The organism is Aliidiomarina celeris, assembly GCF_003316875.1.
GTDB classification, from domain to species: Bacteria; Pseudomonadota; Gammaproteobacteria; order Enterobacterales; family Alteromonadaceae; genus Aliidiomarina; species Aliidiomarina celeris.
On the sequence record NZ_QMIL01000002.1, the window covers coordinates 355,666 to 381,024 of the forward strand.

The 25,359-nt window shown below is 50.4% G+C and carries 29 protein-coding genes; 15 read left to right on the top strand and 14 right to left on the bottom strand.

The features are described 5' to 3' along the window. Positions 1-41: 41 nt before the first annotated feature. Together secB and gpsA are read left to right on the top strand one after the other, a co-directional pair. On the top strand, positions 42-536 hold the full coding sequence (gene secB / locus DQW12_RS05885; RefSeq protein ID WP_113906917.1) for a protein-export chaperone SecB: 495 nt from the start codon (positions 42-44) through the stop codon (positions 534-536). Then, positions 536-1,555: an NAD(P)H-dependent glycerol-3-phosphate dehydrogenase gene (gene gpsA, locus DQW12_RS05890; protein ID WP_113906918.1), complete on the top strand. Its 1,020-nt coding sequence runs from the start codon at positions 536-538 to the stop codon at positions 1,553-1,555. The genes secB and gpsA overlap by 1 nt, the downstream gene beginning before the upstream one ends. Here gpsA and radC read toward each other — a convergent pair whose 3' ends face one another. Next, positions 1,556-2,230: a RadC family protein gene (radC, locus tag DQW12_RS05895; protein ID WP_113906919.1), complete on the bottom strand. Its 675-nt coding sequence runs from the start codon at positions 2,228-2,230 to the stop codon at positions 1,556-1,558. Positions 2,231-2,340: 110 nt separating this feature from the next. Between radC and coaBC the strand changes: the two genes are divergently transcribed. From coaBC to DQW12_RS05925, 6 genes are all read left to right on the top strand, one after another. After that, positions 2,341-3,597, top strand: coding sequence for a bifunctional phosphopantothenoylcysteine decarboxylase/phosphopantothenate--cysteine ligase CoaBC (gene coaBC / locus DQW12_RS05900; protein ID WP_113906920.1), 1,257 nt, complete (start codon positions 2,341-2,343; stop codon positions 3,595-3,597). Further along, on the top strand, positions 3,590-4,048 hold the full coding sequence (gene dut, locus DQW12_RS05905; RefSeq protein ID WP_113906921.1) for a dUTP diphosphatase: 459 nt from the start codon (positions 3,590-3,592) through the stop codon (positions 4,046-4,048). The genes coaBC and dut overlap by 8 nt, the downstream gene beginning before the upstream one ends. Before the next feature lie 15 nt (positions 4,049-4,063). Then, positions 4,064-4,657, top strand: a complete 594-nt coding sequence (gene slmA, locus DQW12_RS05910) for a nucleoid occlusion factor SlmA (RefSeq protein WP_113906922.1) — start codon at positions 4,064-4,066, stop codon at positions 4,655-4,657. A gap of 126 nt (positions 4,658-4,783) precedes the next feature. After that, positions 4,784-5,020, top strand: coding sequence for a 50S ribosomal protein L28 (gene rpmB, locus DQW12_RS05915; protein WP_072154225.1), 237 nt, complete (start codon positions 4,784-4,786; stop codon positions 5,018-5,020). A gap of 28 nt (positions 5,021-5,048) precedes the next feature. After that, positions 5,049-5,204, top strand: coding sequence for a 50S ribosomal protein L33 (gene rpmG, locus DQW12_RS05920; protein ID WP_007420939.1), 156 nt, complete (start codon positions 5,049-5,051; stop codon positions 5,202-5,204). Between the two features lie 64 nt (positions 5,205-5,268). Next, positions 5,269-5,646, top strand: coding sequence for a hypothetical protein (locus DQW12_RS05925; protein WP_113906923.1), 378 nt, complete (start codon positions 5,269-5,271; stop codon positions 5,644-5,646). 7 nt (positions 5,647-5,653) lie between these two features. Here DQW12_RS05925 and DQW12_RS05930 read toward each other — a convergent pair whose 3' ends face one another. After that, positions 5,654-6,298, bottom strand: a complete 645-nt coding sequence (locus tag DQW12_RS05930; protein WP_232819899.1) for a 2OG-Fe(II) oxygenase — start codon at positions 6,296-6,298, stop codon at positions 5,654-5,656. Positions 6,299-6,531: 233 nt separating this feature from the next. Here DQW12_RS05930 and DQW12_RS05935 point away from each other — a divergent pair, with 233 nt between their 5' ends. Continuing rightward, positions 6,532-6,951, top strand: a complete 420-nt coding sequence (locus tag DQW12_RS05935; RefSeq protein ID WP_157957860.1) for a hypothetical protein — start codon at positions 6,532-6,534, stop codon at positions 6,949-6,951. Positions 6,952-6,965: 14 nt separating this feature from the next. Further along, entirely contained in the window at positions 6,966-7,775 is an 810-nt protein-coding gene (gene mutM / locus DQW12_RS05940; protein ID WP_113906925.1) for a bifunctional DNA-formamidopyrimidine glycosylase/DNA-(apurinic or apyrimidinic site) lyase, read from the top strand. Here mutM and bioH read toward each other — a convergent pair. Continuing rightward, positions 7,772-8,566, bottom strand: a complete 795-nt coding sequence (bioH, locus tag DQW12_RS05945) for a pimeloyl-ACP methyl ester esterase BioH (RefSeq protein WP_113906926.1) — start codon at positions 8,564-8,566, stop codon at positions 7,772-7,774. The genes mutM and bioH overlap by 4 nt on opposite strands. A gap of 79 nt (positions 8,567-8,645) precedes the next feature. Between bioH and DQW12_RS05950 the strand changes: the two genes are divergently transcribed. Then, the gene (locus tag DQW12_RS05950) at positions 8,646-9,320 is read left to right on the top strand and encodes a ComF family protein (RefSeq protein ID WP_113906927.1); all 675 of its coding nucleotides are present in this window, start codon (positions 8,646-8,648) and stop codon (positions 9,318-9,320) included. Here the strand turns inward: DQW12_RS05950 and DQW12_RS05955 are convergent, their stop codons facing one another. Beyond that, positions 9,321-12,032 (bottom strand): M14 family zinc carboxypeptidase, encoded by a 2,712-nt coding sequence (locus tag DQW12_RS05955; protein ID WP_113906928.1) that lies wholly within the window; start codon positions 12,030-12,032, stop codon positions 9,321-9,323. 182 nt (positions 12,033-12,214) lie between these two features. On the opposite strand from DQW12_RS05955, the gene nfuA reads away from it, so the two are divergent. Together nfuA and DQW12_RS05965 are read left to right on the top strand one after the other, a co-directional pair. Then, positions 12,215-12,793, top strand: coding sequence for a Fe-S biogenesis protein NfuA (nfuA, locus tag DQW12_RS05960; protein ID WP_113906929.1), 579 nt, complete (start codon positions 12,215-12,217; stop codon positions 12,791-12,793). Between the two features lie 113 nt (positions 12,794-12,906). Next, entirely contained in the window at positions 12,907-14,310 is a 1,404-nt protein-coding gene (locus DQW12_RS05965; protein ID WP_113906930.1) for a DUF4397 domain-containing protein, read from the top strand. 63 nt (positions 14,311-14,373) lie between these two features. Here DQW12_RS05965 and DQW12_RS05970 read toward each other — a convergent pair whose 3' ends face one another. Continuing rightward, positions 14,374-15,495: a polysaccharide deacetylase family protein gene (locus DQW12_RS05970; RefSeq protein WP_157957862.1), complete on the bottom strand. Its 1,122-nt coding sequence runs from the start codon at positions 15,493-15,495 to the stop codon at positions 14,374-14,376. Here DQW12_RS05970 and DQW12_RS05975 point away from each other — a divergent pair. Next, positions 15,485-16,840 (top strand): MATE family efflux transporter, encoded by a 1,356-nt coding sequence (locus DQW12_RS05975; RefSeq protein ID WP_232819900.1) that lies wholly within the window; start codon positions 15,485-15,487, stop codon positions 16,838-16,840. The two genes, DQW12_RS05970 and DQW12_RS05975, sit on opposite strands and share 11 nt — an antisense overlap. 7 nt (positions 16,841-16,847) lie before the next feature. Here the strand turns inward: DQW12_RS05975 and DQW12_RS05980 are convergent, their stop codons facing one another. Genes DQW12_RS05980 through DQW12_RS06000 form a run of 5 tightly spaced genes read right to left on the bottom strand, consistent with a single transcriptional unit; the run spans position 16,848 to position 20,730 of the window. Then, positions 16,848-17,477: an SCO family protein gene (locus tag DQW12_RS05980; protein ID WP_232819901.1), complete on the bottom strand. Its 630-nt coding sequence runs from the start codon at positions 17,475-17,477 to the stop codon at positions 16,848-16,850. After that, on the bottom strand, positions 17,477-18,367 hold the full coding sequence (gene cyoE / locus DQW12_RS05985) for a heme o synthase (RefSeq protein WP_113906932.1): 891 nt from the start codon (positions 18,365-18,367) through the stop codon (positions 17,477-17,479). Before cyoE ends, DQW12_RS05980 begins: the two co-directional genes overlap by 1 nt. Continuing rightward, the gene (locus tag DQW12_RS05990; protein WP_113906933.1) at positions 18,360-19,370 is read right to left on the bottom strand and encodes a COX15/CtaA family protein; all 1,011 of its coding nucleotides are present in this window, start codon (positions 19,368-19,370) and stop codon (positions 18,360-18,362) included. Before DQW12_RS05990 ends, cyoE begins: the two co-directional genes overlap by 8 nt. Before the next feature lie 11 nt (positions 19,371-19,381). Further along, entirely contained in the window at positions 19,382-19,954 is a 573-nt protein-coding gene (locus DQW12_RS05995) for a redox-active disulfide-containing membrane protein (RefSeq protein ID WP_113906934.1), read from the bottom strand. 2 nt (positions 19,955-19,956) lie between these two features. After that, complete coding sequence (locus DQW12_RS06000; RefSeq protein ID WP_113906935.1) at positions 19,957-20,730, bottom strand: SURF1 family protein; 774 nt, start codon at positions 20,728-20,730, stop codon at positions 19,957-19,959. Between the two features lie 21 nt (positions 20,731-20,751). Here DQW12_RS06000 and DQW12_RS06005 point away from each other — a divergent pair, with 21 nt between their 5' ends. Further along, positions 20,752-20,973 (top strand): DUF2909 family protein, encoded by a 222-nt coding sequence (locus DQW12_RS06005; RefSeq protein WP_232819902.1) that lies wholly within the window; start codon positions 20,752-20,754, stop codon positions 20,971-20,973. A 15-nt stretch (positions 20,974-20,988) separates the two neighbouring features. On the opposite strand, the gene DQW12_RS06010 is transcribed toward DQW12_RS06005, so the two are convergent. The 4 genes from DQW12_RS06010 to coxB are packed head-to-tail and all read right to left on the bottom strand — an operon-like array spanning position 20,989 to position 25,213. Beyond that, positions 20,989-21,876 carry a cytochrome c oxidase subunit 3 gene (locus tag DQW12_RS06010; RefSeq protein ID WP_113906937.1) on the bottom strand — a complete coding sequence of 296 codons (888 nt, stop codon included), beginning with the start codon at positions 21,874-21,876 and terminating at the stop codon, positions 20,989-20,991. A 9-nt stretch (positions 21,877-21,885) separates the two neighbouring features. Beyond that, on the bottom strand, positions 21,886-22,461 hold the full coding sequence (locus tag DQW12_RS06015; RefSeq protein ID WP_113906938.1) for a cytochrome c oxidase assembly protein: 576 nt from the start codon (positions 22,459-22,461) through the stop codon (positions 21,886-21,888). A 2-nt stretch (positions 22,462-22,463) separates the two neighbouring features. Next, a complete protein-coding gene (gene ctaD, locus DQW12_RS06020; protein WP_113906939.1) occupies positions 22,464-24,059 on the bottom strand; it encodes a cytochrome c oxidase subunit I in 1,596 nt (531 codons plus the stop codon). Positions 24,060-24,070: 11 nt separating this feature from the next. Beyond that, the gene (gene coxB / locus DQW12_RS06025; RefSeq protein ID WP_370444352.1) at positions 24,071-25,213 is read right to left on the bottom strand and encodes a cytochrome c oxidase subunit II; all 1,143 of its coding nucleotides are present in this window, start codon (positions 25,211-25,213) and stop codon (positions 24,071-24,073) included. Positions 25,214-25,359 lie beyond the last annotated feature (146 nt).

Genomic DNA, 25,359 nt, shown 5'->3' on the forward strand with positions numbered 1-25,359 from the left:
TAAGCAAACTTATACATTCATTTTAATAAAAGGTAGTGACCATGGCTGACGAACAGCAAAACGCAGGAGCGAACGCTCAACAACAAGCAGAACCACAATTCGCTATTCAGCGCATTTACGTAAAAGACATTTCTTTTGAAGCGCCTAACTCTCCAGCTATTTTCCGTAAAGAGTGGAGTCCAAATGTAAGCGTGGACATGAATGTGAGCAACAGCAAGCTTGAAGAGAACTTGCATGAGGTTGTGCTTACATTGACCGTAAAAAATACTATTGGTGAAGAAACGGCATTTTTGTGTGAAATTGCACAAGCAGGTATTTTCGCAATTGGCTCACAAGTACCAGAAGAGCAGTTACCAGGTTTATTGGCTGCATTCTGCCCGAACATTTTGTTCCCGTATGCGCGTGAAGCAATTGCAAGCCTTGTGAACCGCGGCACCTTCCCGCAGTTGAATTTAGCGCCGGTAAATTTCGACGCGGTGTTCGCACAACACATTCAGCAGCAACAAGCTGCGCAAGGTCAAAAGTTAGACGCGTAATGAGCGAAAATCCGCAGCAACGTCGGGTAACTGTTCTGGGGGCGGGGTCGTATGGCTCCGCCCTTGCTATCTGTATTGCGCGTAAAGGTGTTCCTACTTATTTGTGGGGGCGCGACGCACAAGCAATGACGGCTATGGCAGCCTCGCGGAGTAACGAGCGCTACTTGAATGGTATTCCGTTCCCTGAGGCGCTTGAGCCAACTTCAGACTTAGCGCACGCGGTGACAAGCGCTCACATCGTGCTTGTGGTTGTGCCAAGTTACGGCTTTTCTGCTGTGTTAAAGCAAATTAAACCCTTTTTGCAACCCAATGCGCGTGTTGCCTGGGCCACTAAAGGTCTCGAGCCAGACACCGGGCGTTTATTGTCCGACGTGGCGATGGAAATTTTGGGCGCCGATCGGCCTCTTGCGGTGCTGTCGGGTCCTACTTTTGCACGCGAAATGGCGCAAGGTATGCCCACAGCAATTGCGGTAGCCGCTACGCAGCCCGAGTTTGTCGCGGAGTTGTCGGAAACCTTGCACTGTGACAAGTCGTTTCGGGTGTATTCGAACGACGACTTAGTGGGTATGCAGCTTGGCGGCGCAGTAAAGAATATTATTGCCATAGGTGCCGGCATGGCAGACGGGCTAGGGTTTGGTGCCAATACGCGCACTGCTCTTATTACCCGAGGGCTCGCTGAACTCACTCGGCTGGGTTTAGAGTTAGGCGGTAAACCCGAAACCTTTACGGGTATGGCTGGGCTTGGCGACCTTATTTTAACCTGTACCGATAATCAGTCGCGTAATCGCCGCTTTGGTTTAGCCATTGGCGAAGGCAAAACGGTTGAGCAAGCAATGGACAGCATTGGGCAAGCTGTAGAGGGTTACCGAAATACCCGCGAAGTGTTCGAGTTGTCGAAGCGCTATAGTGTAGAAATGCCTATTGTAGAGCAGCTTTATTATGTGCTGTACGAAGGTAAAGCTCCACTGGAGGCGGCTCATAACCTTTTAGGCAGAGCACGCACCAGCGAAAGCCTGTAATTACAGTAGGCCTCGTTCGGCAAACGAAACCGTTTCACCCGCACCAATTACAAAATGGTCGAGTACATTCACGTCTATGGTTTCCAGCGCAGTTTTTATGCGCTGGGTTACACGTTGGTCGGCTTGGCTTGGCTCTGCCACTCCGCTCGGGTGATTGTGTGCGAGAATAATGGCCGCCGCGTTTTTTTCGAGCACCAATTTCACAATTTCGCGTGGATAAACCGGAGCGGCATTAATGGTGCCGTAGAAAAGTTCCTTGTAGTGTAAAAGCCGGTGTTGGCTGTCGAGTAAAAGTATGGCGAATACTTCACGCGGTTGGTGGCGCAATTGTGCTGCAAGGTAATCTTTAACCATTTGCGGACGGGTAAAGCTTTCACCCTTTTCAAGTGTGCTTGCAAGATAACGCCTCGACAACTCCATAATAACTTGCAGTTGCATGCAGCGCGCATTACCCAGCCCATGAATTTTTAACTGCTCAGCCGCTGGCATGGCGAGCAATGCGCCCAAACCATTCGCTTCGTGTAATACCTGCCTTGCCCAAGTCATTACGTCCTTACCGGCGGTTCCGGTACCAAACAGTATTGCTAATAGCTCTGCGTCGCTGAGCCCTTGGCTGCCATATTGAGCGAGCTTTTCGCGGGGTTTTTCGGTGTTGGGCCATTCACGAATGTGCATATCGTCTCCTTGATTAAGCCGCTTGGTGAATTGCAGTGTGTGCAAGGTATCGCCAAGTCAAGCGTGTCCGTGTTAATCTAACGTAAGGACTCACTTCGCTGAGAGCAAGTATGACAGCACTTTTAAACCGTAATCTATTGCTGATTTTAACGGGCGGCATTGCTGCTTATAAAACGCCTGAGCTGGTTCGCCGTTTGCGCGATCGTGGCGTGAATGTGCGCGTGGTTATGACTGAAGGCGCGAAGTCTTTTATTACGCCCCTTACCTTACAAGCTGTGTCGGGCCATGCGGTGCACCACGATTTACTCGATCCCGCGGCTGAGGCTGCAATGGGGCATATCGAACTGGCCCGCTGGGCTGACTTGGTAGTAGTGGCACCGGCTACGGCCAGTGCTATTGCGCGGCTTGCTCATGGTTTTGCCGATGACCTATTCACGACCTTGTGCCTTGCTACCGACGCCCCCATTGCGGTAGTGCCAGCCATGAATAGGCTGATGTGGGCTGCACCGGCAGTACAACGGAATGTAAACACGTTAATAACCGACGGTAAATTAGTTTGGGGGCCCGCAGAAGGGTCGCAGGCTTGTGGCGAGGTGGGGGCTGGCCGTATGCTAGAGCCTGAGCAAATTGTTGCTGAAATAGAGAATTATTTTGGCCACGCCATTCAATTGTCGAACAGCCTTGTACTGGCGAATGAGCACGTGGTGATTACCGCAGGGCCCACGCGAGAAGCGATTGATCCGGTGCGGTTTTTAAGCAACCACAGCAGCGGTAAAATGGGCTTTGCGTTGGCGGAAGCCGCGGCGGCGGCTGGCGCACAAGTTACCTTAGTTGCTGGCCCTGTGCATTTAGCAACGCCACAAGGCGTTACGCGAATAAATGTGGAAAGTGCAGAAGATATGCAGCATGCAGTTGCTGAAGTGATTGATAGCGCGACAATTTTCATTGGGTGTGCGGCGGTTGCTGATTTTCGCTTACAGCAGGTCAGTGGGCAGAAAATGAAGAAGCAGCCTGATCAAGATGAACTCACGCTTACTTTGGTAAAAAATCCGGACATTTTAGCTTGGGTGGCGGGTTTAGAATCAGCGCCTTACACGGTAGGGTTTGCGGCGGAAACGCAGAATGTGCAGCAGTACGCAGTGTCGAAACTAGAGCGCAAGCACATTCAGATGATAGTGGCGAACGACGTAAGCGTGCCTGAGCAAGGCTTTAATAGCGACACGAATGCCGTTGAGGTGTTTTGGCGCGAGCCCAGCGGTAAGAGTAGTAGTGAGCAGGTCTGCAGCAAAGCTTTTAGCAATCGTGGCAAGAGCGAGTTAGCCCACGACTTAATTCAACTGATAAGTGAACAGAAAAATCATGTCTAAACGAATCGACGTTAAAATTCTTGATCCTCGTGTAGGTAAAGACTTTCCATTACCCGCTTATGCTACGCCGGGGTCTGCGGGGCTCGATTTACGCGCATGCCTAAGCCATGCGGTAACTTTACAGCCTGGCGAAACGGAATTGATTGGCACCGGAATGGCGATTCATATTGCCGATCCGAACTTAGCTGCAACCATTTTACCGCGCTCGGGGTTAGGCCATAAGCACGGCATAGTGCTGGGTAACTTAGTCGGGTTGATCGACTCTGATTATCAGGGCGAATTGATGGTGTCGGTATGGAATAGAGGGTCTACAACGTTCTCTATTGAGCCAGGCGAGCGCATTGCACAATTAGTTATTATTCCGGTAGTACAAGCCGACTTTAATATTGTGAGTGAATTTAGTGAAAGTGATCGGGGAGAGGGTGGTTTTGGCCACTCAGGGCGCCACTAAGAGAGCATTAAAGTTATGACCACAGCACGTAAGCAAAACCGTAAGGAAGAGATTTTAGGTACGTTGGCGCATATGTTGGCAACTCACCTTGGGCAGCCCATTACCACTGCAAAGTTAGCCGCTGAAGTTGGTGTTTCGGAAGCAGCGTTATATCGGCATTTTCCGTCGAAGGCGAAAATGTTCGACGACCTGATCAACCTTATTGAAGACATTCTGCTTGGCAGCATGAACCGTATGCTGGAACAACAAAAAGACACCTTAAGCCGTGTACGCGAAATGGTGTTACTTATTTTGCGCTTTGCTGAGCAGAGCCCCGGCATGAGCCGCGTGCTCACAGGCGACGCGTTAATGGGCGAACACGAGCGCTTGCGAGTGCGGGTAGTAGGGCTGTTCGACAAGCTTGAGAGCCAAATGAAGCAAGTGCTCAGAGAGCGCAGATTACGGGAAGGAAAAGAATTTTCCACCGATGAGGGCATTTTAACCAATGTGGTGATGGCATACACCGAGGGTAAACTGTTACAATTCGTTCGGTCGGGCTTTAAAATTAAGCCAACAGCTCAATTCGACACACAATGGAACGTGATTGAGCATCAACTGCTGCATGCATAATTTCTCCTATTTTTGAGAAATTGCTTGCTTTTGCAGCGATATTTTTGTATAAATTGCGCCCTCGAATTTAGGGCAAAGCCATCAGGGCTATCAGGCGAGCTGCAAGCAATTTCGGAGTAATAGATAATGTCTCGAGTATGTCAAGTAACAGGAAAGCGGCCAGTGGTTGGTAATAACCGCTCACACGCGAACAATGCGACCCGCCGTCGGTTCCTGCCAAACCTTCAGTCTCACCGTTTCTGGGTAGAAAGCGAGAAGCGTTGGGTGAAACTGCGTATTTCAACAAAAGGTATGCGTATCATCGACAAGAACGGTATTGATTCAGTTCTTGCAGATTTGCGTGCTAAAGGTGTCCGGGTTTAATACCGGCTAGAACGAAAGGAATATTAAGATGCGTGATAAAATTCGTCTCGTTTCTTCTGCTGGTACAGGGTTTTTCTACACCACAGATAAAAACAAACGTAACATGCCTGAGAAGTTCGAGATCAAAAAGTTTGATCCAGTAGTTCGCAAGCACGTGATGTTTAAAGAAGCGAAAATCAAATAATAAAAACCCGGCTTCCGCCGGGTTTTTTATTTTCTTTCCTTAAAAACGCCCCATGAAGTACCGCATGAAACTAAACCTGCAAACACCTGCACAAAAGCTCCGCGCTTTTTATGTGTTGGTTATGCTTTCTTATTTGCCACCATTTTTGTGGCAGCTGTTAGTAACCCAAACGGTTTATCAGCATGGTTACCATATTCTGTTGGTTTTGCTTGCGTCGGGTGTGGCAACAGGCGTTGGGGTGCGTTCACCGCGTTTGCTGCTGTTTCTCTCCGCCTCCATGGCGTTAAATGTGGCACTGCTTCTGCTCGACGCACTTGGCCTGCGGTTTGGTCCGCATGTGTCGTTAGGCGCGTTAATGCTATTAGTGCTTAGTATTGCTACTTATTACGCAAGTTGGGCTACAGCGCTTTATCAGCGTTGGCGTAACGGTCCGCCGAAGTAAGTTCGGTCTACTGCGCTGGGTCAATGCGTTGGCCACTGCTGGTGTTGTGCCTAAACCAACCGGTTAAACTGAGCCGCAACCGATTCGACACCAATACCTCGTGAACAAAAGCGTCGCTAAGAAAAACCACAAGCGTGCCTTGGCGAGGTACTATTTTTTCCAACACTTGGCCGCGTTTGCCATAAATAACTAACTCACCACCGTCGCTGTCGTGCCACTCCGGGTTTAAGTAACACACAGTGGAAAGTACTCGATTACTTCGGCCTTTAAAGGCGTCGAGGTGCTTTTGGTACCGGCTGCCGGGTTGGTAACGGGCAAGGTGACTTTCGTAGTCGAACAGCCCCATAAATAAAGACTGATTGAGGCTAACGCGAAGTAATTCCATATGCTCTAACCACAAAGCTTCGAGTGGATGTGCAGGGTTAAGCCAGTGAATTTCGTCACTGCGTACATGGGTGTTTACCGTATGTTGCTGCTCGCGACCTACCCCAGCCAAATGCCATTCACCCTGGGGTAAACTACTGGCGTAGTTATAAAGAAGTTCAGCGCTCGCTTGCGGGAGAAAGTTTGGCAAAACAATGTAGCCGCGCTCAACGAGCGCGTCGGCAATTTCATGCTGGTGTTCTAAAATAGCCGTTTGCAATGCATTCACTCCGTTCGCCACTTGCGCTATGCTCGGTACTCTAGCATGAGCAGGTAGCGCTACTCTTGGTTGCTAGGGGCGCCACTCTTGGTTGCTAGGGGAGCTACTATAAGCACCTTTTTACGCTGAAGGTAGTTATTAATTCTATTTGAAATCAAGCTTATATGTCGAGATTCAGTAAGAATGAGAGTGATCAAAGAACCCTATTGGGTTTCACCCTTTCCAAACGGGGTTGGAACAATGTGCTTATTTACATTGTGCTGTTGCTTATGTTCGCGTTCTATTTTTTGGGGCATGAAAACCGCAATATAAGTGGCAGTGAAAGCGCACAACCTTTTCTAAACACTGTGGTGGTGGACATTGCCGATCCGAACTATCGATTTACCCGAGTGGGTAATCAGTGGCAGCAGCAGCGGGGCAACCCTATAGCAGAACAAGCCTTCACCGCTTGGCTCGACACATGGCAGCGTATTACCATTGCACCCACGAACACCATGTTGCAGGGCGAAGAATATTGGGTAGAGCTGACCTTTGCGAACGAACCCGCGCCCGTTATGGTGGGCGTATTTTTCTATCAGAACGAGGCGTTGTTAGCGCTTCCGGGCGCCGACCAAGTATTTCGTGTGGTTGACGCAAGTCCAAGCCAACTCAAACCGCAGTAGAGGAGTTGTTGTTCGTGCCAGAATTACCTGAAGTTGAGGTGAGCCGCTTAGGTATTGAGCCTTTTTTATTGAATCAGCGGGTAGCCCGCGTCCATATTCATCATCCGCAATTGCGCTGGCCGATTCCCGCGACCGTTACCGCCATAGAAAACCATACGATCAGCGCTGTACAGCGGCGCGCTAAATATCTATTGCTGTGTAGCAACGCCGGAACCTTGGTGCTGCATTTGGGCATGTCGGGGAAATTGCGAGTGCTGCCGGTGGGTACGCCGTTACAAAAGCATGACCACTTCGAGCTGATTACCGCCGAAGGGCAAAGCTTACGGCTGAACGACCCGCGCCGGTTTGGCGCTGTGCTGTGGCAAGCGCCCAATGAACAACTTTCGATATTGAGTAAACTGGGCCCCGAACCTTTGTCAGACGCCTTTTATGCCGACTACTTGTTCGAGAAATCTCGCGGTAAAGCTGCGCCGGTTAAAACCTTTATTATGGACAACCATGTGGTGGTTGGCGTAGGCAATATCTATGCGAACGAGTCTCTGTTTATGAGTGGTATAGACCCGCGCCGCGCAGCAGGCAAAATAAGCAAAGCGCGTTACCGGGAGCTCACGCAATCCATACGCGACGTGTTGCAGCGTGCAATTGCCCAAGGCGGCACCACCTTAAAGGACTTCAGTAGAGCCGACGGGCAGCCAGGTTATTTTGCGATTGAATTGAGTGTCTATGGGCAAGCGGGCAAGCCCTGTGTGCGCTGTCAGCGGCCACTCAAAGAAATACGGTTGGGGCAGCGCAGTACCGTGTTTTGCGCCGCTTGTCAGCGTTAATGAGTTTGCGTTCGGTACCCAAAGGCCAGTAGGTCGGCAACAAAGCGCGGTAGCTCGTTTAGAAAAGGCGTGTGCGCACTCTGCTCATAAATAAGCGCACTATCGTTTTGTTTATCAATACGCTCGCACTGTTTCACGGGCACCAAGCTGTCGCGTTTGCCGTAAATGCGCATGCTTGGGCAGGTAATAGCGTTAAACTCTCGCCTAAGGTCGACCTGCTCAAGCCATGCTAAACCGGCTGCCAGTGCTTCCGGATGCGGGGGCGGTGCGTCGGCAAGCAGTTGTTGTATGGTGCGAATGTCTTCACGCGTTTGCGGGCTCCCCATGGCTTGTACTGCCAGAAAGCGTGCAATGGTTGCGGAAAAATCGAGTTTCAATTGCTTTTGAAACATGGCAAGTACACGAGCTTGAATCCCCGGCCATTGCTCCGCTTCGGTAAACTTAGGCGTACTGGCCACTAACACCAATCCGTTTACTGAGAGGTTTCCGCGCAACGCAAGCGCTTGTGCAATAAGCCCGCCCATCGACCACCCGACCAAATACAGAGGCGTGCTTACTTGTGCGGTTAAACATCTTTCCACCGCGTCTACCATAGCGTCGAATTGCGCGAGGTTGGTTTGCCAGCCGCTGCGGCCAAAGCCGGGCAGATCGAGCGTTAGAGTTTGCACAGGTGTGCTTGTTTGCTCATGGAGGGCGTCAGTTACTGGCCGCCAAATGCTTTTATGCATTCCCCAGCCATGTAAGAAAACCCAAGGTGTGCCCTTTCCTTGTACGTTAACCGCTATTTTCATCGCTATAAAGAAACCCTTCGGCTATATAAATGGTTGGTTCAGCGTTGTTATGTCACAAACAACGACAAGGATGGTACCCATGATACGCAACCGAAGCAAAATGAAATTACAGGGGCGTTGTATTCTCTGTGAGCAGGAATCCGCCGAACGGCTTCACCTGTGTGCAGTGTGTTTTCAAGACTTAACCCGTTGCCCGCCGGTGAATCTTTTAGGCCTCATGTATCGGCCGCCACAGCGAGTACGCATGGCGTTAGCGCCACTTTGGTATCAAAGCACGGTAAAGCGTTGGCTTGCCCTTTATAAGTTTCGCCAGGGTGAACACGAGGCGTTCGCCATGGCCGAGTTAATCGCCGCCCATGCGGTGTTTATGTATCGAGAGCAACGTATTCGTATGCCGAACTTACTTCTGGCTGTGCCGCAAAGTTATGCGGCATGGTACCAACGAGGGTTTAACCAAGCGCAGCGATTGGCCGACCACTTAGGTGATCTCTTGGGTATTGAGGTTTGCCATAGTGCACAGCGGGTTAGAACGCGGGGAAAGGCGCATAAAGCAGGGGCTCAGCAACGGCGGGCACTGCTTGCCGAAAGCTTTAAGGCTACTGAAGTTTTACCAAAAGGTTCGCGGGTTGCGCTCGTAGATGATGTGATAACCACAGGGGCAACCCTCGGCGCATTAGCCTCGGTATTGCCCTCTCGTGGAGTGGTCATTGACGCATGGGCGCTTGCCTATACGCCACCACCTTCATTTAACTAACTAGTGGCTGTGCGCCTCTTGTTCTGCGGCTGCCGCCTCTGCTTCGTCTTCTTCGCCGGCAGACGCGGCAATGTAAGGCGACCAGAAAATAGCATTACTTAATAGCTTCGACGTGCCCCAGAAGAACGCTCTGAAGTTCACATTGTCGGCAAATCCAATGACTCGTCCTCGACCTAAACGGTGCGCAACAATGGCGGTTTTTTGGCTTAAGGTGTCGCGGTTTCCTTGTGAGGTAAAGCCTGCAAGTACCGGTTGTTCCGCATAACGTGCAACGTCTACAAAGGGCGCTGTGTTATTTTCGAATGCCATAGTGCTGTTCTTAAATACTGGCAAATCGGCGCGGCTGTAACCCACCATAAGCGGGTGGCTTAAGTCTACTGTGGTACCGAATATTGCGCCGGCTAGGCGTTGCTGACCGTAGAAGTGATCGCGATCCGCATAGGTTAAGCCTTCTGTTGGGAAGGGCTCGCGCAATACTTCTGAACTCACCACTTTGGCGTTCAGTAAGTTATTCTCGGTCATCCACTGGGCACCGCGTTTTTGACCGATTAAGGTGCCGCCTTGGCGAACCCATTGGCTTAATCGATTACGCACAGCTTCATTCAAACCACTGTACCAGCCGTCAACCATTAGAATGTGGGTGTAGCGGCTCAAGTCGACACGCGTTAGGCGGTCGGTTTCAACCAAACTAACGGGAATATTTACATGGCGGTCGAGGTAGTACCACGCTTCGCCGCTCTCTTGTAAATTCACGCCGTCACCAATCACAATCATCACTTTTGCCATTTGCGCCGGCTCAATACTACGGCTACCAATGTCCATGCCGGTAGTTGGAGTAAGACCGCGTGCTATTGTTGTGACTGGAATTTCGTTGTTGTCGGCAAGCATTTGCAACTGCGCTTGTACTTCGCTCCAAGGCTTGCTTTGGTATGCACGCGTTACAATTACGGAGCCGCGAGGGAATTTCACTTCACCTTGGCTCGGTGTACTTACTGTAATTTCAGTGGCCGCTAACCGGGTATGAATATTTTGTGCTTGGAGCTGCGCAAGCAAGCGAGGCGCAAAATAGGGCTCCCAACTAAAAATGTAGCCCACACGGGTGTCTTCTAACGTGTTTCCTGAAAACGGCTCAGCACCGGCCCACGGCGTGTCGCTCAAGTTAAAGCGACGGCTGCGGCGTACCTCTTCAAACTGAACGTTAAAGGCCATGGGCAAGGTCCATGCTGAAACGTCGTAGAAGGTGTTGTCGGGGAATTCTTGTTGCGTGCTAAACGCGCCTTTGAGTAACCGATAGTTACGCTGCGTGATCGGCACGAAATAGGCTTCGCCCGGGTTGTAGGTTTCGCTGTTTACGCGGAACGACTCAGTTACGGCGTAGGCGTCAATGCGGTGTGCCTTCAGAATACGCAGCAGCTCTTGCATCCGCGCACCGTCTTGGCTTTCCCGTAATAAATAGCCGTCGAAGCGTTCAGCCCGCGCAAGCTCCATATTCTCTTTGAAGAAACGCTGCTGGTAGGTGAGCAATGCTGCGCGGTTTTCATGTGAACCCCGAATACTCGAAAGCGAGGTTAAGAACTGATTTTTAATGGTGAAAGGAAAGCTCACTAAACCGTTCACGCTGTCTTGCATGTGGCCACGGCTCGACGCTTGCTCAAACAGAATACCGATGGTGCCTTGCGCGTCTGGGTAGCTCGAACCTTTGCCGTAGTAGAAATCATCGAACGACTCTTCGGTATAGTAAAGACTGCTCACTTCGTCGAGAATTTCGCCATGGTATTCGGCAATTAAGCCAGTAAGCTCAACGTTTTCGTCGGGCGTAAGAGGGTTTTTCCGCGAAGGAATACCCGGCTGAAAGAAAAAGGTTGCGTCGGTACCCATTTCGTGATGGTCGGTTAATACGTTGGGCAACCACTGCTGATAGGTACGAATACGGGCTTGCGACTCTGGGTGTTGCAGTAACAACCAGTCGCGGTTTAAGTCGAACCAATAGTGGTTTTGCCGGCCACGTAGCCAGTCTTGAATATGTTCACGGTGCTGGCCGTCGGTGTTTGCCGTCATGCTTTTGTACTGATTCGCCCATTGCGCAAAGCGAGCAAGACCATCTGGATTCAGCGACGGGTCGAGCAAAATAACAGTGTTTGCTAACCATTCTTCAATTTCAGGGCCCTGAGCTGCGGCTAAATAATAGCCGAGAATTAGCGCTGCGTTAGAGCCCGACGATTCATCGCCATGCACGCTGTAGCCTAAATATAAAACCAGCGGCGCTTCTGCTGCATTTACGTTTTGGCTAGGGTCAGACACGGCCATGTGGGCTTCACGCATTTCTTCAAGGCGATCGTTATTCTGAGCGGCGGAAACTTTGGCGATAATGAGCGGGCGCTGCTCGTGGGTTCTGCCTGTTTCTTCAAGTGTGATGCGGTCAGAATGTTCGGCGAGGATTTCGAAATAGCGTACAAGTTGGTCATGGCGCACATGCCATTGGCCAACCTCATAGCCTAACACTTCGCGTGGCGTTGGAATGCGCTCGTCGAAAGTAACATTCAGTGTTGAGGGCATATAGTAGTCGAGCGTAAGCGCCTCAATGTTAGTGCCTCCGCTATAGCCTGCAGGCGTGTTGTCTGTTTGTGCGAGGGCCGGTGCTGTAGAGGTTGCCAGTACCACCGCGGCCGAAATAAGGCCCGCACGCCAATGTTTTGTACACCACTGTTTCATGTATGAACTCCTTTACCAAGAATGTAAAGAAGCTACCAAAAAGGCGTAGCATAGGCTAGTGCAACACTATGCACAGCCGACATATTGCGATAGAATAAAGCCGACTAATTTAGTCGGGTATATTGAATTCAACAACCAAGCTGTGTGCAAAGGCGCGGGCTTGGCAGGAGGTGGTAAACGTCATGATTCGCATTTCAGACAGTGCTCAAGGGCATTTTCGTAATTTGCTTTCGCAGCAAGAAAGCGGCACCAATATTCGGGTATTTGTAGTGAATCCTGGCCAAGCGAATGCAGAATGTGGCGTGTCTTACTGCCCGCCAGACGCGGTTGAAGCCGACGACATTATTTTACCGTTCTCAGGCTTCGACGCGGTTGTAGACGAGCAAAGTGCACCGTTTTTAGAAGACGCCGAAATTGACTATGTTGAACAAGAGCTCGGTTCACAACTGACCTTGAAGGCGCCAAACGCAAAAGCGAAAAAAGTAGCCGACGACGCGCCGTTAATTGAACGCGTAGATTATGTTATTCAAAGCCAAATTAACCCGCAGCTTGCCAGCCATGGTGGGCAAGTTGTGTTAACGGAAATCACCGAAAAAGGCGTGGCGATCTTACAGTTTGGTGGCGGTTGCAATGGCTGCTCAATGGTCGACGTAACCTTGAAAGAAGGCATTGAAAAGCAATTGGTTGAATTGTTCCCGAACGAGCTTACTGGCGTGGCGGATGCAACCGAACATAGCCGTGGTGAACACTCGTATTATTAACACGGAAAGAACAATCCTTACATTTCCTTAACACGATTTGATAAAAAAAGGTGATCCTGTTCACGTTCTGCACTCGTAGTGATGTTTGCTGACAAACACTATGAGGAAATAACATGAACAAGATCACACTATCTCTGAGCGTTTCGGCGCTCGCTCTAGCCCTAGCGGCGTGCGGAAGTAGTTCAAGCGGTCCAACTGTACTTGAGCCGAATCCTCCGGCGGCGCCAGAACCTGAAGACAGCTACATTCGTGTTCATCATGGCTCGGCAGATGCTCCGGCAGTAAACGTAACTGTAAATGGCGACAATTTTCTTGAAGGCGTAGATTATCAGGTGTCTTCAGGTGTTGCTACTGTTGAAGAAGGCGATTACAGCGTTGGTGTCGACGCACTTTTAGCCGACGGCTCAACAGCAACGGTTATTGGCCCGTTAGATTTAGAACTTACTGGCGAAATGCGCTACGAAGTATTTGCGCTAGGCAGTGTTGCTGGTGAAACTCTTGAACCCTTACTGATTGCCAATGAAAATACAGCGGTTGAAGCCGGCAATGCTCGCATTCAGGTGTTGCACGGTGTACCGGTTGACCTCACGGTCGATGTATTTTTGACTGAGTTTGGCGCAGACTTAAGCGCAGAGCAGCCAGCAGCTACTCTTGCCTACCAAGATTATACGCCGCAAGTGTCAGTTCCAGCCGGTGATTACCAAGTACGTATTACTGTTTCGGGCGATCCAACCGCGGTTGTGTTCGACTCGGGTGAACTTGCATTGCCTGACGGTGCAGACCTTGTGATTGCCGCCACGCCAAACGTAGGTGCAAATGCAGATGACCGCCCTATCGCATTGCTCGTTGCTGACGGTGAAGGCTCTGCCGTATTACATTCTGTAGACACGGGCGCCGACCTTCGTGTGGTGCATGCAGTAGCAGACGCACCTGCGGTAGATGTGCTGGTGAATGGTGACGTTGCGATTCCAAGCTTAGAGTTTTTAGACTTTGCCGGTTACGTAAACCTACCTGCCGCTGCGTATGACATTCAAGTAACGCCCGCTGGCGCGAATGACACCGTAGTTATTGACGTAGAAGGATTGCCGTTAACCAATGCACAAGCCTACACTGTTCTTGCTGTAGGTAGCCTCACCGACGGTACTATCGGCCCAGCCGTACTCGAAGATGAGAACCGCCGTGTAGCGACAGAGTCTATCGTGCGCATTGTGCACGCCTCTCCAGCTGCGGGTGAAGTAGACATTTATGTAACTGCTACTGCTGATATCGCCGATGCTGAACCTGCATTTGCAGGCGTAGACTTCGACGCTGCAGCCCTGCAAACCACCGGTAACGTGTCACTCATGCCGGGTGAGTACTATGTAACGGTAACAGCCGCTGGTACCAAAACAGCTGCTATTGGTCCGTTACTGCTCGACTTTGCAGGTGGTGGCTTATATACCGCTATTGCCGTAGACCCAAGTGAAGGCGAAAGCTTGCCGCAGTTGATCGTATTAGATGACTTTCTGGTGCCTTAATCACCTTTTAAACTAAACCAAAACCGCCCTTAGCGTTGCTCTGGGCGGTTTTTTTGTGCAAGTTCAACCCGGCCAATTGCCTTCTGTATCGGGTCGAATCCACTGAATGGAATACCAATAAAACCGACCCCGATCACTGATGCTAGGTGCAGTGCAGTTATAACGCACACGTCCAAGGCCAATTTCCGCAGGTGACTGAATCCGAATACGGGTGTCAGACAGCCACTCTGGGGCCTGTGCGTCGCCGCCGAAGAAACACTGCAATTGGCTTTTATGGAAGTCGCGGGTGCTGACTTCAAGCTCAAGAACGGGTTGTGTTTCCGTGTGGGTAAGTAAGGTGTCGCTGTAGTGTGCTTCAATAACGGGCAAACTTAGCGCCGCCATTTTGGTGCCTAAAGTACGCAAGTTTGCGTACACGCCTGCAGCGGCAAAGCGTGGAATGGCGCGAAAATCGCTGGTTGCGCCAAAACCACCCGAATGCTGACCAAAGCCAATATAGCCTAGTTCTTCAACCAGGTTCGCAAGGGCGTTATTATACTCACCGTAAGGGTAAGCAAATAATTTATGGTTCACGCCAATACGCTGTTCCAGCGTTTGCTCGGCGGCAAGAATATTGGCGCGCATGCGTTCAAGCCACTGCGCTTCGCTTTCGTTGGGTTTGCGCCGAGGCATGTGGGCATGATCGGTAGTGTGATTCGCAATCACCACACCTTCGTTATGGAGGGTTTCAATTTGCTCCCAGCTCATATACTGGCTTGGTGTGTCGCCAATAGGGTCAGTGGTCACGAACAAGGTCCAAGGCACCCCGAATTCGTTTAAAATGGGACGCCCTTGGCTGAAAATATTTTCGTAGGCGTCGTCGAAGGTCAATACTACGGCCTTTTCGGGCAATGGTTTTTCTCCACGAACACCTGCTATGGCGTCGCGAATATCAATCACCGTAAAGCTATTGTCTTTTAAATACGCGAGGTGTTCCCTAAGTTCGTCAGGGCTCACACTGGTAACACGGGGTGTTGATTCGCTCACATGATGGTACATTAGTATCGACACGCTGGGCTCTGCTTCCGCTACAGCTGTGTTGGCAAATAGGGCTTGCATAACGCTTGCGAGCAAAAGCGCTACCATTACGGTGCGTGCGCGTTGGAAGCCTACTTTGGTGTTGAAGAACGTCGTTTTGAAACTCATAAAACTCTCCATTTTTCACTCAATTCGGTCACTGAAGCGTGCCGACCATGTGCGTATGTTTGCCATTGCCTTACCCATGGTCATTTCGAACATTGCCGCCCCGTTACTTGGCCTTGTTGACACAGCCATCATAGGGCATTTGCCCGATTCTATCTACCTGAGTGCGGTAGCGCTGGGGGCTATGGCGATTTCGTTTGTGTACCTTATGGCGGTATTTTTACGCATGTCCACGACAGGTCTTGTCGCACAGGCCTATGGGGCAGAAGATTTAGCCCGCCAGAAAACGGTATTCGTAGACGCCAGTTACTTTGCTCTCGGGCTAGGACTATGTTTGTTTGCACTCACCCCGGCGATTCTATTTATTGTATTTCAGTTGGTGTCGGCGAGTGCTGATCTAAAACAACTCACCAGCAGCTATGTGTCTATTCGTTTGTATGGTGCACCTGCGGCATTGCTTACCTTGGTTATTCTCGGTGTGCTATTGGGTATGCAAAAAGCGCGTATTGCCATGGGCTTGGTGATTCTCACCAATGCTATCAATGTGGTGGGTGATCTTATATTCGTGATTGGCCTGAATATGGATGTGCGGGGCGCGGCATTGGCCAGCGTTATTGCCGAGTGGTGTACCGCCGCGGTAGGCCTTACCGTGATCATTCGACACTTGCGTATGAGTCGGCGCGACTGGTGGCAGTGGAATGCTGCGCGCTATCGGAAGCTGGCGAGTATGAATACCGATATTTTTATTCGCAGCTTGGTATTGCACTTGTGCATGGCCATGATGACTGCTTGGGCCAGTTACCATGGCCAAGTCGTGGTTGCAGCCAATGCGGTGCTATTGCAATTTCTTATGCTTATTTCACTCGGGCTCGACGGCATTGCATACTCGGTGGAAGCCTTGGTTGGGCAAGCAAAAGGGCAAAAACAGCTTGCCAACGCTCGTAAGTGGATTGCAGCCGGTTTGCTTTGGTCGAGCCTGTTTGCGCTTGTCTATGCGTTGCTCTTCGCATTTGCCGGTACTTTTATTATTGGCCTCATTACCAATATTCCTTCGGTTCTTCGGGAGGCCAGTAGTTATTTGGGTTGGATTGTAGTTCTACCTTTGCTCGCGCATTGGAGCTATTTATACGACGGTGTGTTTATTGGCTTGTCGGCGAGCCGAGCAATGCGAAACACGATGCTGTTTGCAGGTGTTGGGGTCTTTTTTCCCGTATGGTGGTTAACCCAAGGGTGGGGCAACCACGGCTTATGGTTCTCGTTGTGCTGTTTTATGGCTGCTCGCGGTGTAGCACAAGCTTATCTTCTGTATTGGCGGCACTTACTCGAGCGGCGCTTTAGCCACGCCTAGCTGCTTGCTATCGATAAGCGCGGGCAATTTTTTGAAAGTCATTCACAAACAAGTTGGGCTCTATTGTGGTGTACTCACCGGGCCGATGAACGGGCTGAAATATTGCGTGCTGGCGCCCTTCAGGATTCACCAAAACAATAGCGGCACTGTGCGCCACTTCATAAACCTCTTCGTCGGGCTCTGGAATAGAGTACATCATGCCAATGCTGGTTACGAAAGGATGCAACTCGGCATGCTCTGCGCGCACACCAATAAAGTCGTCGCCGAAAAAGTTTACATAGCGCGTTAACTGTTCTAATCCATCGCGTTTCGGATCGACTGAAATCATCCATATTTTAATGGGGTAGTCGGTGCTGGCCGCTAACTCTTCATAGCGCGACTTCAGCAACGACATAGTTGTAGGGCAAATGTCGGGGCAATAGGTGTAGCCGGTAAAAAGGAAGGTCCATTGCCCCTCTAAGCTTTTGAGGGTGGCCTCGGCTTCATGGGTGCTTTCTAACACAAACTCCGGCAGCGGGCGGCTGCTGTCGTAAATGCGCGCTGCTTCGAGCTGCGGCGGACGGTTAGTCATGTTCGAATACAGTGTTGCGCCGGCAACCGCTGCAAGAGCCAAAAAAATTACAAAAATAACGCGCATTATGTAAACCCGTAATGATCAACTAAAAGTAAAACAAACAGAATCATAAGGTACCAAATAGAGTATTTAAACATATTAAAGGCGGTGAATTTGTCGGCTTTATACTTTAACTTCCAGGCATAGCCTAAAAATCCAATATTCAAAGCGGTTACGCCCACTAAGTACAAGAGCCCGCTCATACCAACTAAATAGGGCAGCACACAAACGGCTGTGAGTAACACGGTATACAGCAAAATACAGGTTTTGGTGAATTCAACGCCATGGGTAACCGGTAGCATGGGAATTTCAGCGCGCTCGTAATCTTTCGCGCGGTGCACCGCAAGCGCCCAGAAATGAGGCGGGGTCCAAGTGAAAACAATCATCACCAACAACAGCGGGAAGGCATGAATTTCACCCGTAACGGCTGTCCATCCCAGCAGTGGCGGAGCTGCACCCGCAAGCCCGCCAATGACAATATTCTGCGGCGTGGCGCGCTTTAAGTACATGGTGTAAATAAATGCGTAGCCAACCAAGCTCGCGAGGGTGAGCAGCGCCGTTATACGGTTCACAAAGAGCTCAAGAATAATGTAGCCAAGCGCACCAATCAGTGCCGCAAACGCCAGTACCCTGCGGGGCGACAGCGCACCTGTCGGCAGCGGTCGCCGTAATGTGCGAGCCATACGGGCGTCTATGTGCCGGTCAACAAGATGATTCACCGCCGCGGCAGAGCCGGACATGAGCCCTATGCCCACCATTGCGGGTAACAGAATATTAATGTCCACCCAAGTCGGCGTGGCTAAACACATTCCTACGAGCGCCGTAAGCAAGAGCAGGGCAACGACTCTGGGTTTTGTGAGTTCGAGGTATTCACGCCAAGTTGCGCGGCGCGTAAGGGTGATTGCATTAGCCATGAGTAGCCTCCTTGGCTGAAAGTTTTTTCAATGCGAAAACGAGTATCGCCATACTAACGAGTAATAAAGCACCAACTGCGTTATGTGCCACGGCAATCAGCAGTGGCAGGCTGAGTACTACGTTGAGTACACCTAGGGTAATTTGTAAAAATAACAGCGCGGTAAGCACTGCCGCAGCACTTCGAAACCACCGGCTGCGCGCATTGCGCCAAAGTTGTGCGAGCAAAACCAACATGGCTCCGAGCACAACAATAGCGCCAATACGATGGCTAACATGCATGGTGAGTCGCTCGTCGTAGGTGTGTACGCCGAATTCATAGGTTTCTGCTTCAACCAAGCTAAAGGCCCCGGTGAAGTTGAGCCGTTCTGTCCAGTTACCTTGGCAAATCGGTAAATCGACACAAGCGAGCGCTGCGTAATTGGCCGCAACCCAGCCGCCGAGTGCAATTTGAATCAGTACGGCAATGAGTACCAACCACGCGAGCGGCAACAGTCGCTTTAAACCATAGTCCATTGCCGGTGGCACAAACTCACTTTCGCGTAAATAAAGCAGCGCAAGTAGGGTAAAGGTGGTGAAGCCGCCCAATAAATGCGCCATAACAATGGCCGGTTGCAACATCATGGTAACGGTCCACATACCAAGTGCAGCTTGAAAAATAATAAGTGCGCCTAAGCCGATAGGGTGCTTAAAGGGCTTGTTAAGCTCCGGTTGTTTGATTTTGCGCCGAATGGCAATAACGGTGATGGCAAAAATAAGTAGCCCCAAAATACCTGCTGCATAACGATGAATCATTTCGTTCCATGCTTTGGCGTGGTCAATAGGCGCGTTCGGAAATGCCGACTCAGCCTGCAGCATACGATCTTCAGTAAGCGGTGGTTTGATAAATCCGTAACAGCCGGGCCAGTCTGGGCAACCTAAGCCAGCATCGGTTAAACGCGTGTATGCACCGAGCACAATCACGATAACCACTAAGAATAACGAAATTTTTGTGATGTTTTTCATAACATTCTACCTCAGCCCACACGCGACATTTTTAGCATTTTCTTTAAGTCTGAGAGTAAGTCTCGGGCTTGCATAATAGTGGTTTGCCGGTCGCTACTGCCTTCGTACCACATCACCACGTTACCGAGCGGGTCGATAATCAGCAAGCTATTTGCGGGAATGTCGGCAAGCGCGTATACGGCCCCAGGCGCGGTAATGAATTGCAGCTGGCTGTCGCTTGGAACTTCAGGTAATACCAAGCGGTCGGCGGCCTGCAAACCTACGGGGGTAACCCTATTTTGCATTCGCCCGAGTGCATGATAAGACTGGCTTAATACATACAATGCATTTAAACAGGCGTCGTTGCATGAGGCGGGAACCACGGTTGCAATGCGCCATGTGTCTGGCAAACGGCTGTTTTCTTCGCTGCTCATTTCAATAGGTGGGTTAATAAGGTTGCCCTTATTTGACACGCCGGGAGTGTACCAACCTAATGCCAGCACGAGCTGCGCAAGCACAAGGGGTAAAACGAAAATAGCGGCTACGGTAAGAAGTAATTTTCTATTTTTTCGTTGCTGTAACGCGGAATTTTGTTCAGGCGACATCTTTATGCCTCCTCTGCTTGAACGACAGGCTTACGTTTCGCTGCAGCCACTAAAAATACAACTGCGGCTGCCAGTGCTAATCCGAACCATTGCACCGCGTAGGCGTAATGCCGGTGCGGCTCCATCGACACTATGGGCCAGTCGCGAACGTAAGCGTTGTTATTGTTATAAAATGGAGTTCCCGACTCGACGCGCCACATAAAGGGCGCTAATTCGCTTTCAATATGTGCTTGCATTACCGCAAGTTCAGGGTACTGAATGCGTGCCGGCCATTGTTGGGAAACGTGTTGTTGTTGGAGTAAAAACGGCTGTTGTGGCAAGTGCACACGACCGGCCAGATTTGCACTTGCGGGTATGTGAAGCTGTGGGTTTTCGCTGCGGTTCGGTGGCGCCGGAATCCAGCCAAGGTTAACCGGTATCCATAAGGCGGCTCGGTTAGTCGTGTTACTCAGTTGCGCTAAGGCCACTACGTGATAACCCACCCGGCCTTCGTGAATTTGATTTTCCACCAGAAAGTAGCGATCTTGCGCAAAGGTTACATGCGCGCGAATGCGTTCGTCGGGTTTATCCTGAAGCGTAGGCAGTTGCGATTCCGTAATTTCGTTAATGGCAACTTCCGACGCAAGCTGGTGCTGCGTGAGCATGCGCTGTTTTTCTTGGCCCCGTTCAATTTGCCAGACTCCAAGCTTGATCATTAACCCAATCGCAAGCAAAGTAGCAATAAGGGCGAACGGATTCAGCCGAAAATCAAAAGAACCAATGCGAAGGACAGCCATAACAACCTTTGAGGATACATCGTGCTTATTATTATTTTAAAAGTGCTTTTAGTTGCACTACTGCTTTATGTGATTACCAACTTGTTCCGTGGCCTGTTTGCCGTATTGCGGAACGAAGAAGGTCGACCGTCTATGTCTCACTATATTGGCAAACGCGTGTTGTTCTCAGTGCTGGTAATTCTATTAATTATCATTGCATTGAGTACCGGCGTTATTGAGCCAAACCCGCGCCCCTATCCGTAGGGGCACGGTTTTTTCTTAAAGTATGTAAACAAATACAAACAAGCAAATCCATACCACGTCAACAAAGTGCCAATACCAAGACGACGCTGCAAACGCGAATTGGTTATCTTTGTCGAAGTGCCCCGCAAATACGCGGAAGGCCATGATAGTCAGCATTACCGCCCCGAGGGTAACGTGTAAGCCGTGGAAGCCGGTCAGTAAGAAGAAGGTATTGCCGTAAATACCCGACTGTAGCGTGAGGCCTAGATCACGATACGCATGCACATACTCATACCCCTGTAACGCGAGGAAGGTAAAACCGAGTACCAAGGTGATAATAAGCCAAAGTTTTAACTTACCGCGGTTTCCCTGCTCGAGTGCTACATGAGCAATGTGCAGGGTAACCGAAGACACCACCAAAATAGCCGTATTAATGAGCGGTAGCCCAAGCCAGCCCATGGCCTGCGTAGTCGTGCCGTCTGGGGTAGTGGTTAATGGCCAAATTGCTTCGAAGGTCGGCCATAGAACTTCGGCGGTCATGGCATTATTGCTCGCGCCGCCAAGCCATGGCACTGCGATCATTCGTGCGTAGAACAGTGCTCCGAAGAATGCCAAAAAGAACATCACTTCCGAGAAAATAAACCACAGCATGCCTTGTTTATACGACTCACCCAATTGGGCGTTATAAAGCCCTGAGCGTGACTCGTTAATTTGGTCGCGGAACCAACCAAATAGCATGACAAATAATACGAATAAACCTGCACCGAGCACATAGTGCCCAAAGCCCTTGGTTTCGTTCGAGTATTCAATGGTGTAGTGGCCAGCGCCAAACGCAATGAGGCCAAGCGCGAGAGCGCCAATAATGGGCCATATACTTTGGTCTGGAACATAATATTTCGTTGAATTATGGTGTTCAGTGCTCATAGATATTCCTTACTCCGAACGGCTGGCGGTTTGAGAACGACCCTGAATTTGGTCGGTTATGTCATACATTACGTACGACAGCGTGAGGCGACGGATATCATCGGGTAAGTCTGGGTCCAAATAGAATCGCATCGGCATTACGGCTTTCTCATTCGCCGCCAAAGGTTGTTGTTCGAAACAAAAACATTCAGTTTTATTTAAGTAAAGTGTCGCCGTGCCCGGAGATACAGAGGGCAGAGCTTGAGCAACACGAGCGTCGTTCATGTGGTTTTCCACGAGGAAATTCACCACCTTTATCTCACCTGGATGCATGGTGACCGACTGTACCTCGGGTCGAAACGACCATGGCGCCCCGCGCCCAGTACGCGTGGTAAATTCCACGGTAACGGTTCGCGAAGTATCGATCAGCATACCTTCACTCGCAACAGAAGCTGTGTTGTCTGTACGACCGTTAAAGCCAGTCAACTCACAGAACTTCTCGTAGAGTGGTACCAGTGCAAAACCAAAGGCGAACATGATGACCACCGAAGCAAGGAGCTTGGTAATAATACTGCTATGGTCAGTTTGCTTGTGCTGCTCGCTCATGGCTACTTCACCTCTGGTGGGGTGTCAAACGTATGATAAGGTGCAGGTGACGGAACCGTCCATTCGAGCCCTTCCGCGCCTTCCCAAGGTTTGGCAGGTGCTTTTTCGCCTTTCTTCATGGCGCACTTTAGAACTACGGCAAGGAAGATAAGCTGGGAGAACCCGAACAAGAAGCCACCAACACTCACTATGGCGTTGATATCGGCAAACTGCAGCGCGTAGTCTGGATAACGCCGCGGCATGCCGGCCAAGCCAACAAAGTGCATAGGGAAGAACAGAATGTTCACCGACACTAAGGAGCACCAGAAATGCAGTTTACCTAAAGCTTCGTCGTACATAACGCCCGACCATTTGGGCAGCCAATAATAAGCTGCGGCCATAATGGAGAACACCGCACCACTTACCAGTACATAGTGGAAGTGAGCCACCACGAAATAGGTGTCGTGGTATTGGTAATCAACAGGAGTGATGGCCAACATAATGCCAGACAAGCCGCCAATGGTGAACAACACTACAAACGCTAAGGCAAAGAGCATAGGCGTTTCGAAGGTCATAGCACCGCGCCACATCGTGCTCACCCAGTTAAACACCTTCACGCCTGTCGGCACGGCAATGAGCATGGTCATGTACATGAAGAACAACGACGCAAAGGTGGGCATCCCAGTGGTAAACATGTGATGTGCCCATACCAAGAACGACAAGCCTGCAATGGAGGCCGTGGCATACACCATGGAGGCGTAACCAAACAACGGCTTACGAGCAAAGGCTGGAATAATGGCCGACACGATGCCGAACGACGGCAAGATCATGATGTACACTTCTGGGTGCCCAAAGAACCAGAACAAATGCTGGAACAGTACGGGATCGCCGCCGCCAGCGGCATTGAAGAAGGAAGTGCCAAAGAACTTGTCGGTGAGGACCATGGTCACCACACCCGCCAGCACTGGCATTACCGCAATAAGCAAGAACGCGGTAATAAACCAAGTCCATACGAACAGCGGCATTTTCATGTAGGTCATGCCTGGGGCGCGCATATTCATAATGGTTACGATAACGTTAATCGCTCCCATAATAGAACTCATCCCCATAATGTGCATAGCGAACACGAACAAGGCGGTGGAGTCGCCACTGTAGGTGGTTGACAACGGTGCATAGAAGGTCCAACCGAAGGCTGGCCCGCCGCCCGGAACAAACATAGACGACAGCATGATCAAGAAGGCAACGGGGAGTATCCAGAAGCTCCAGTTGTTCATGCGCGGTAAGGCCATGTCGGGTGCACCGATCATGAGCGGCACCATCCAGTTCGCAAGCCCGGTAAAGGCCGGCATAACAGCACCGAACACCATTATAACGCCGTGCATGGTTGTCATTTGGTTAAAGAAATGGGGGTCGATAACTTGCATACCCGGTTGGAACAATTCCATCCGAATAACAAGCGCAAAAGAACCGCCCAAGAAGAACATAATAAAACTGAACCACAAATAGAGCGTGCCTATGTCTTTGTGGTTCGTGGTAAATAGCCAGCGCTTAATGCCGGTGGGCTTATGGTCATGATGCTCATCGTGGGCATCATGTGAATCAGCAACTACGGTACTCATAGCCTAGTCTCCTATTGATTGCCCTGGATGAAATTGTGAATGTCGGCGGGTTGTACGCGGTCGCCTGTATTATTGCCCCACGCATTACGCTCGTAGGTAATCACAGCGGCCAGTTCACTCATTGACAAGGAGGCGCGGAACGACTGCATGGCCGTCCCTGCAGAACCATTCACTACAATATCAATGTGAGCGTTACGATCGCCAACAGAAACACCTTCACCCACAAGCCCCGGGAACACGCCCGGAATACCGCGGCCATTCGGCTGATGACAAGCTGCGCATTGTGACAAGTATATGTTCTGACCGAGCTCCATTAGCTCGTCCATGCTCATTTCCATGTCGAGCAAGCGCTCCTCTTCGGCGCGGCGCTCTGCAATACGCGATTCTTCTTCTTGAATCCACGCGTCGAACTCAGCCGGTTTTTTTGCAATCACCACAATAGGCATAAATGCGTGGCCTTGACCGCACAATTCAGCACAAACGCCCCGATAAATGCCCGGTTCGTTTACCCGAGTCCACGTTTCATTGATATACCCTGGGTTCGCGTCTTTTTTAATGGCGAACTCAGGTACCCACCAGGAGTGAATTACGTCGTCTGAAGTAATTAAGAAGCGCACTTTGCGGTCGGTTGGAATAACCAGCGCGCGGTCAACCTCGAGCAAGTAGTTCTCGCCTTTGGGTAGGCGCCCATAGGTTTGTTCATTTTGGGTAGCGAGAATACTTTGAAACTCTACGTCGTAATCTAAGTAGTTATAATGCCACCGCCATTGCGACCCGGTAACTACAATACTGAGCTCTGAGTCGTCAGTGTTGTCTAGCTCTAAGAGGGTAAGGGTGGCGGGAACCGCCATACCAATAAGAATTAAAAATGGAATTACAGTCCATGCAATTTCGACCTTCACGTTGTCATGGAAGGTGGCGGGTGTAACCCCACGTGACTTTCTATGACGAAGGATCGACCAAAACATGATACCGAATACAAGGACACCAATAACCACGCAAATATAGAAAACCAGCATGTGTAGGTCATACACCGTTTGGCTCATATCGGTAGCACCGGATGTCATGTTTAATCGAAGTTCATTTGCTAAAGTAGCGGGTGTTAGAAATAGCCCAACCATAGCAGTGAACCAACGCGTTAGCCTCGCTTTCACTCGACATCTCCTCTTATTCCTCGCGCATTTCGATAGCCTCGGGGCGGCTCAAAACGCATGAAGAACAAAGAGGTAGGCAGGTACTGGAACAACTTTCCCCTGAAATCTCAGCCCTTGCTGCACTCTTTGTTGTTATTTTTATAGTC

Bases quoted from the DNA above. Each gene is read 5' to 3' on its own strand.
- radC (WP_113906919.1), bottom strand. From the start codon at position 2,230: ATGCACATTCGTGAATGGCCCAACACCGAAAAACCCCGCGAAAAGCTC.
- DQW12_RS06000 (WP_113906935.1), bottom strand. From the start codon at position 20,730: ATGGCTGTCCTTCGCATTGGTTCTTTTGATTTTCGGCTGAATCCGTTC.
- coaBC (WP_113906920.1), top strand. From the start codon at position 2,341: ATGACAGCACTTTTAAACCGTAATCTATTGCTGATTTTAACGGGCGGC.
- dut (WP_113906921.1), top strand. From the start codon at position 3,590: ATGTCTAAACGAATCGACGTTAAAATTCTTGATCCTCGTGTAGGTAAA.
- bioH (WP_113906926.1), bottom strand. From the start codon at position 8,566: ATGAAAATAGCGGTTAACGTACAAGGAAAGGGCACACCTTGGGTTTTC.
- DQW12_RS05995 (WP_113906934.1), bottom strand. From the start codon at position 19,954: ATGTCGCCTGAACAAAATTCCGCGTTACAGCAACGAAAAAATAGAAAA.
- slmA (WP_113906922.1), top strand. From the start codon at position 4,064: ATGACCACAGCACGTAAGCAAAACCGTAAGGAAGAGATTTTAGGTACG.
- DQW12_RS05950 (WP_113906927.1), top strand. From the start codon at position 8,646: ATGATACGCAACCGAAGCAAAATGAAATTACAGGGGCGTTGTATTCTC.
- DQW12_RS05925 (WP_113906923.1), top strand. From the start codon at position 5,269: ATGAAACTAAACCTGCAAACACCTGCACAAAAGCTCCGCGCTTTTTAT.
- DQW12_RS05965 (WP_113906930.1), top strand. From the start codon at position 12,907: ATGAACAAGATCACACTATCTCTGAGCGTTTCGGCGCTCGCTCTAGCC.
- cyoE (WP_113906932.1), bottom strand. From the start codon at position 18,367: ATGGCTAATGCAATCACCCTTACGCGCCGCGCAACTTGGCGTGAATAC.
- gpsA (WP_113906918.1), top strand. From the start codon at position 536: ATGAGCGAAAATCCGCAGCAACGTCGGGTAACTGTTCTGGGGGCGGGG.
- rpmG (WP_007420939.1), top strand. From the start codon at position 5,049: ATGCGTGATAAAATTCGTCTCGTTTCTTCTGCTGGTACAGGGTTTTTC.
- rpmB (WP_072154225.1), top strand. From the start codon at position 4,784: ATGTCTCGAGTATGTCAAGTAACAGGAAAGCGGCCAGTGGTTGGTAAT.
- ctaD (WP_113906939.1), bottom strand. From the start codon at position 24,059: ATGAGTACCGTAGTTGCTGATTCACATGATGCCCACGATGAGCATCAT.
- nfuA (WP_113906929.1), top strand. From the start codon at position 12,215: ATGATTCGCATTTCAGACAGTGCTCAAGGGCATTTTCGTAATTTGCTT.
- DQW12_RS06010 (WP_113906937.1), bottom strand. From the start codon at position 21,876: ATGAGCACTGAACACCATAATTCAACGAAATATTATGTTCCAGACCAA.
- DQW12_RS06015 (WP_113906938.1), bottom strand. From the start codon at position 22,461: ATGAGCGAGCAGCACAAGCAAACTGACCATAGCAGTATTATTACCAAG.
- DQW12_RS05980 (WP_232819901.1), bottom strand. From the start codon at position 17,477: ATGCGCGTTATTTTTGTAATTTTTTTGGCTCTTGCAGCGGTTGCCGGC.
- secB (WP_113906917.1), top strand. From the start codon at position 42: ATGGCTGACGAACAGCAAAACGCAGGAGCGAACGCTCAACAACAAGCA.
- DQW12_RS05990 (WP_113906933.1), bottom strand. From the start codon at position 19,370: ATGAAAAACATCACAAAAATTTCGTTATTCTTAGTGGTTATCGTGATT.
- DQW12_RS05955 (WP_113906928.1), bottom strand. From the start codon at position 12,032: ATGAAACAGTGGTGTACAAAACATTGGCGTGCGGGCCTTATTTCGGCC.
- DQW12_RS05970 (WP_157957862.1), bottom strand. From the start codon at position 15,495: ATGAGTTTCAAAACGACGTTCTTCAACACCAAAGTAGGCTTCCAACGC.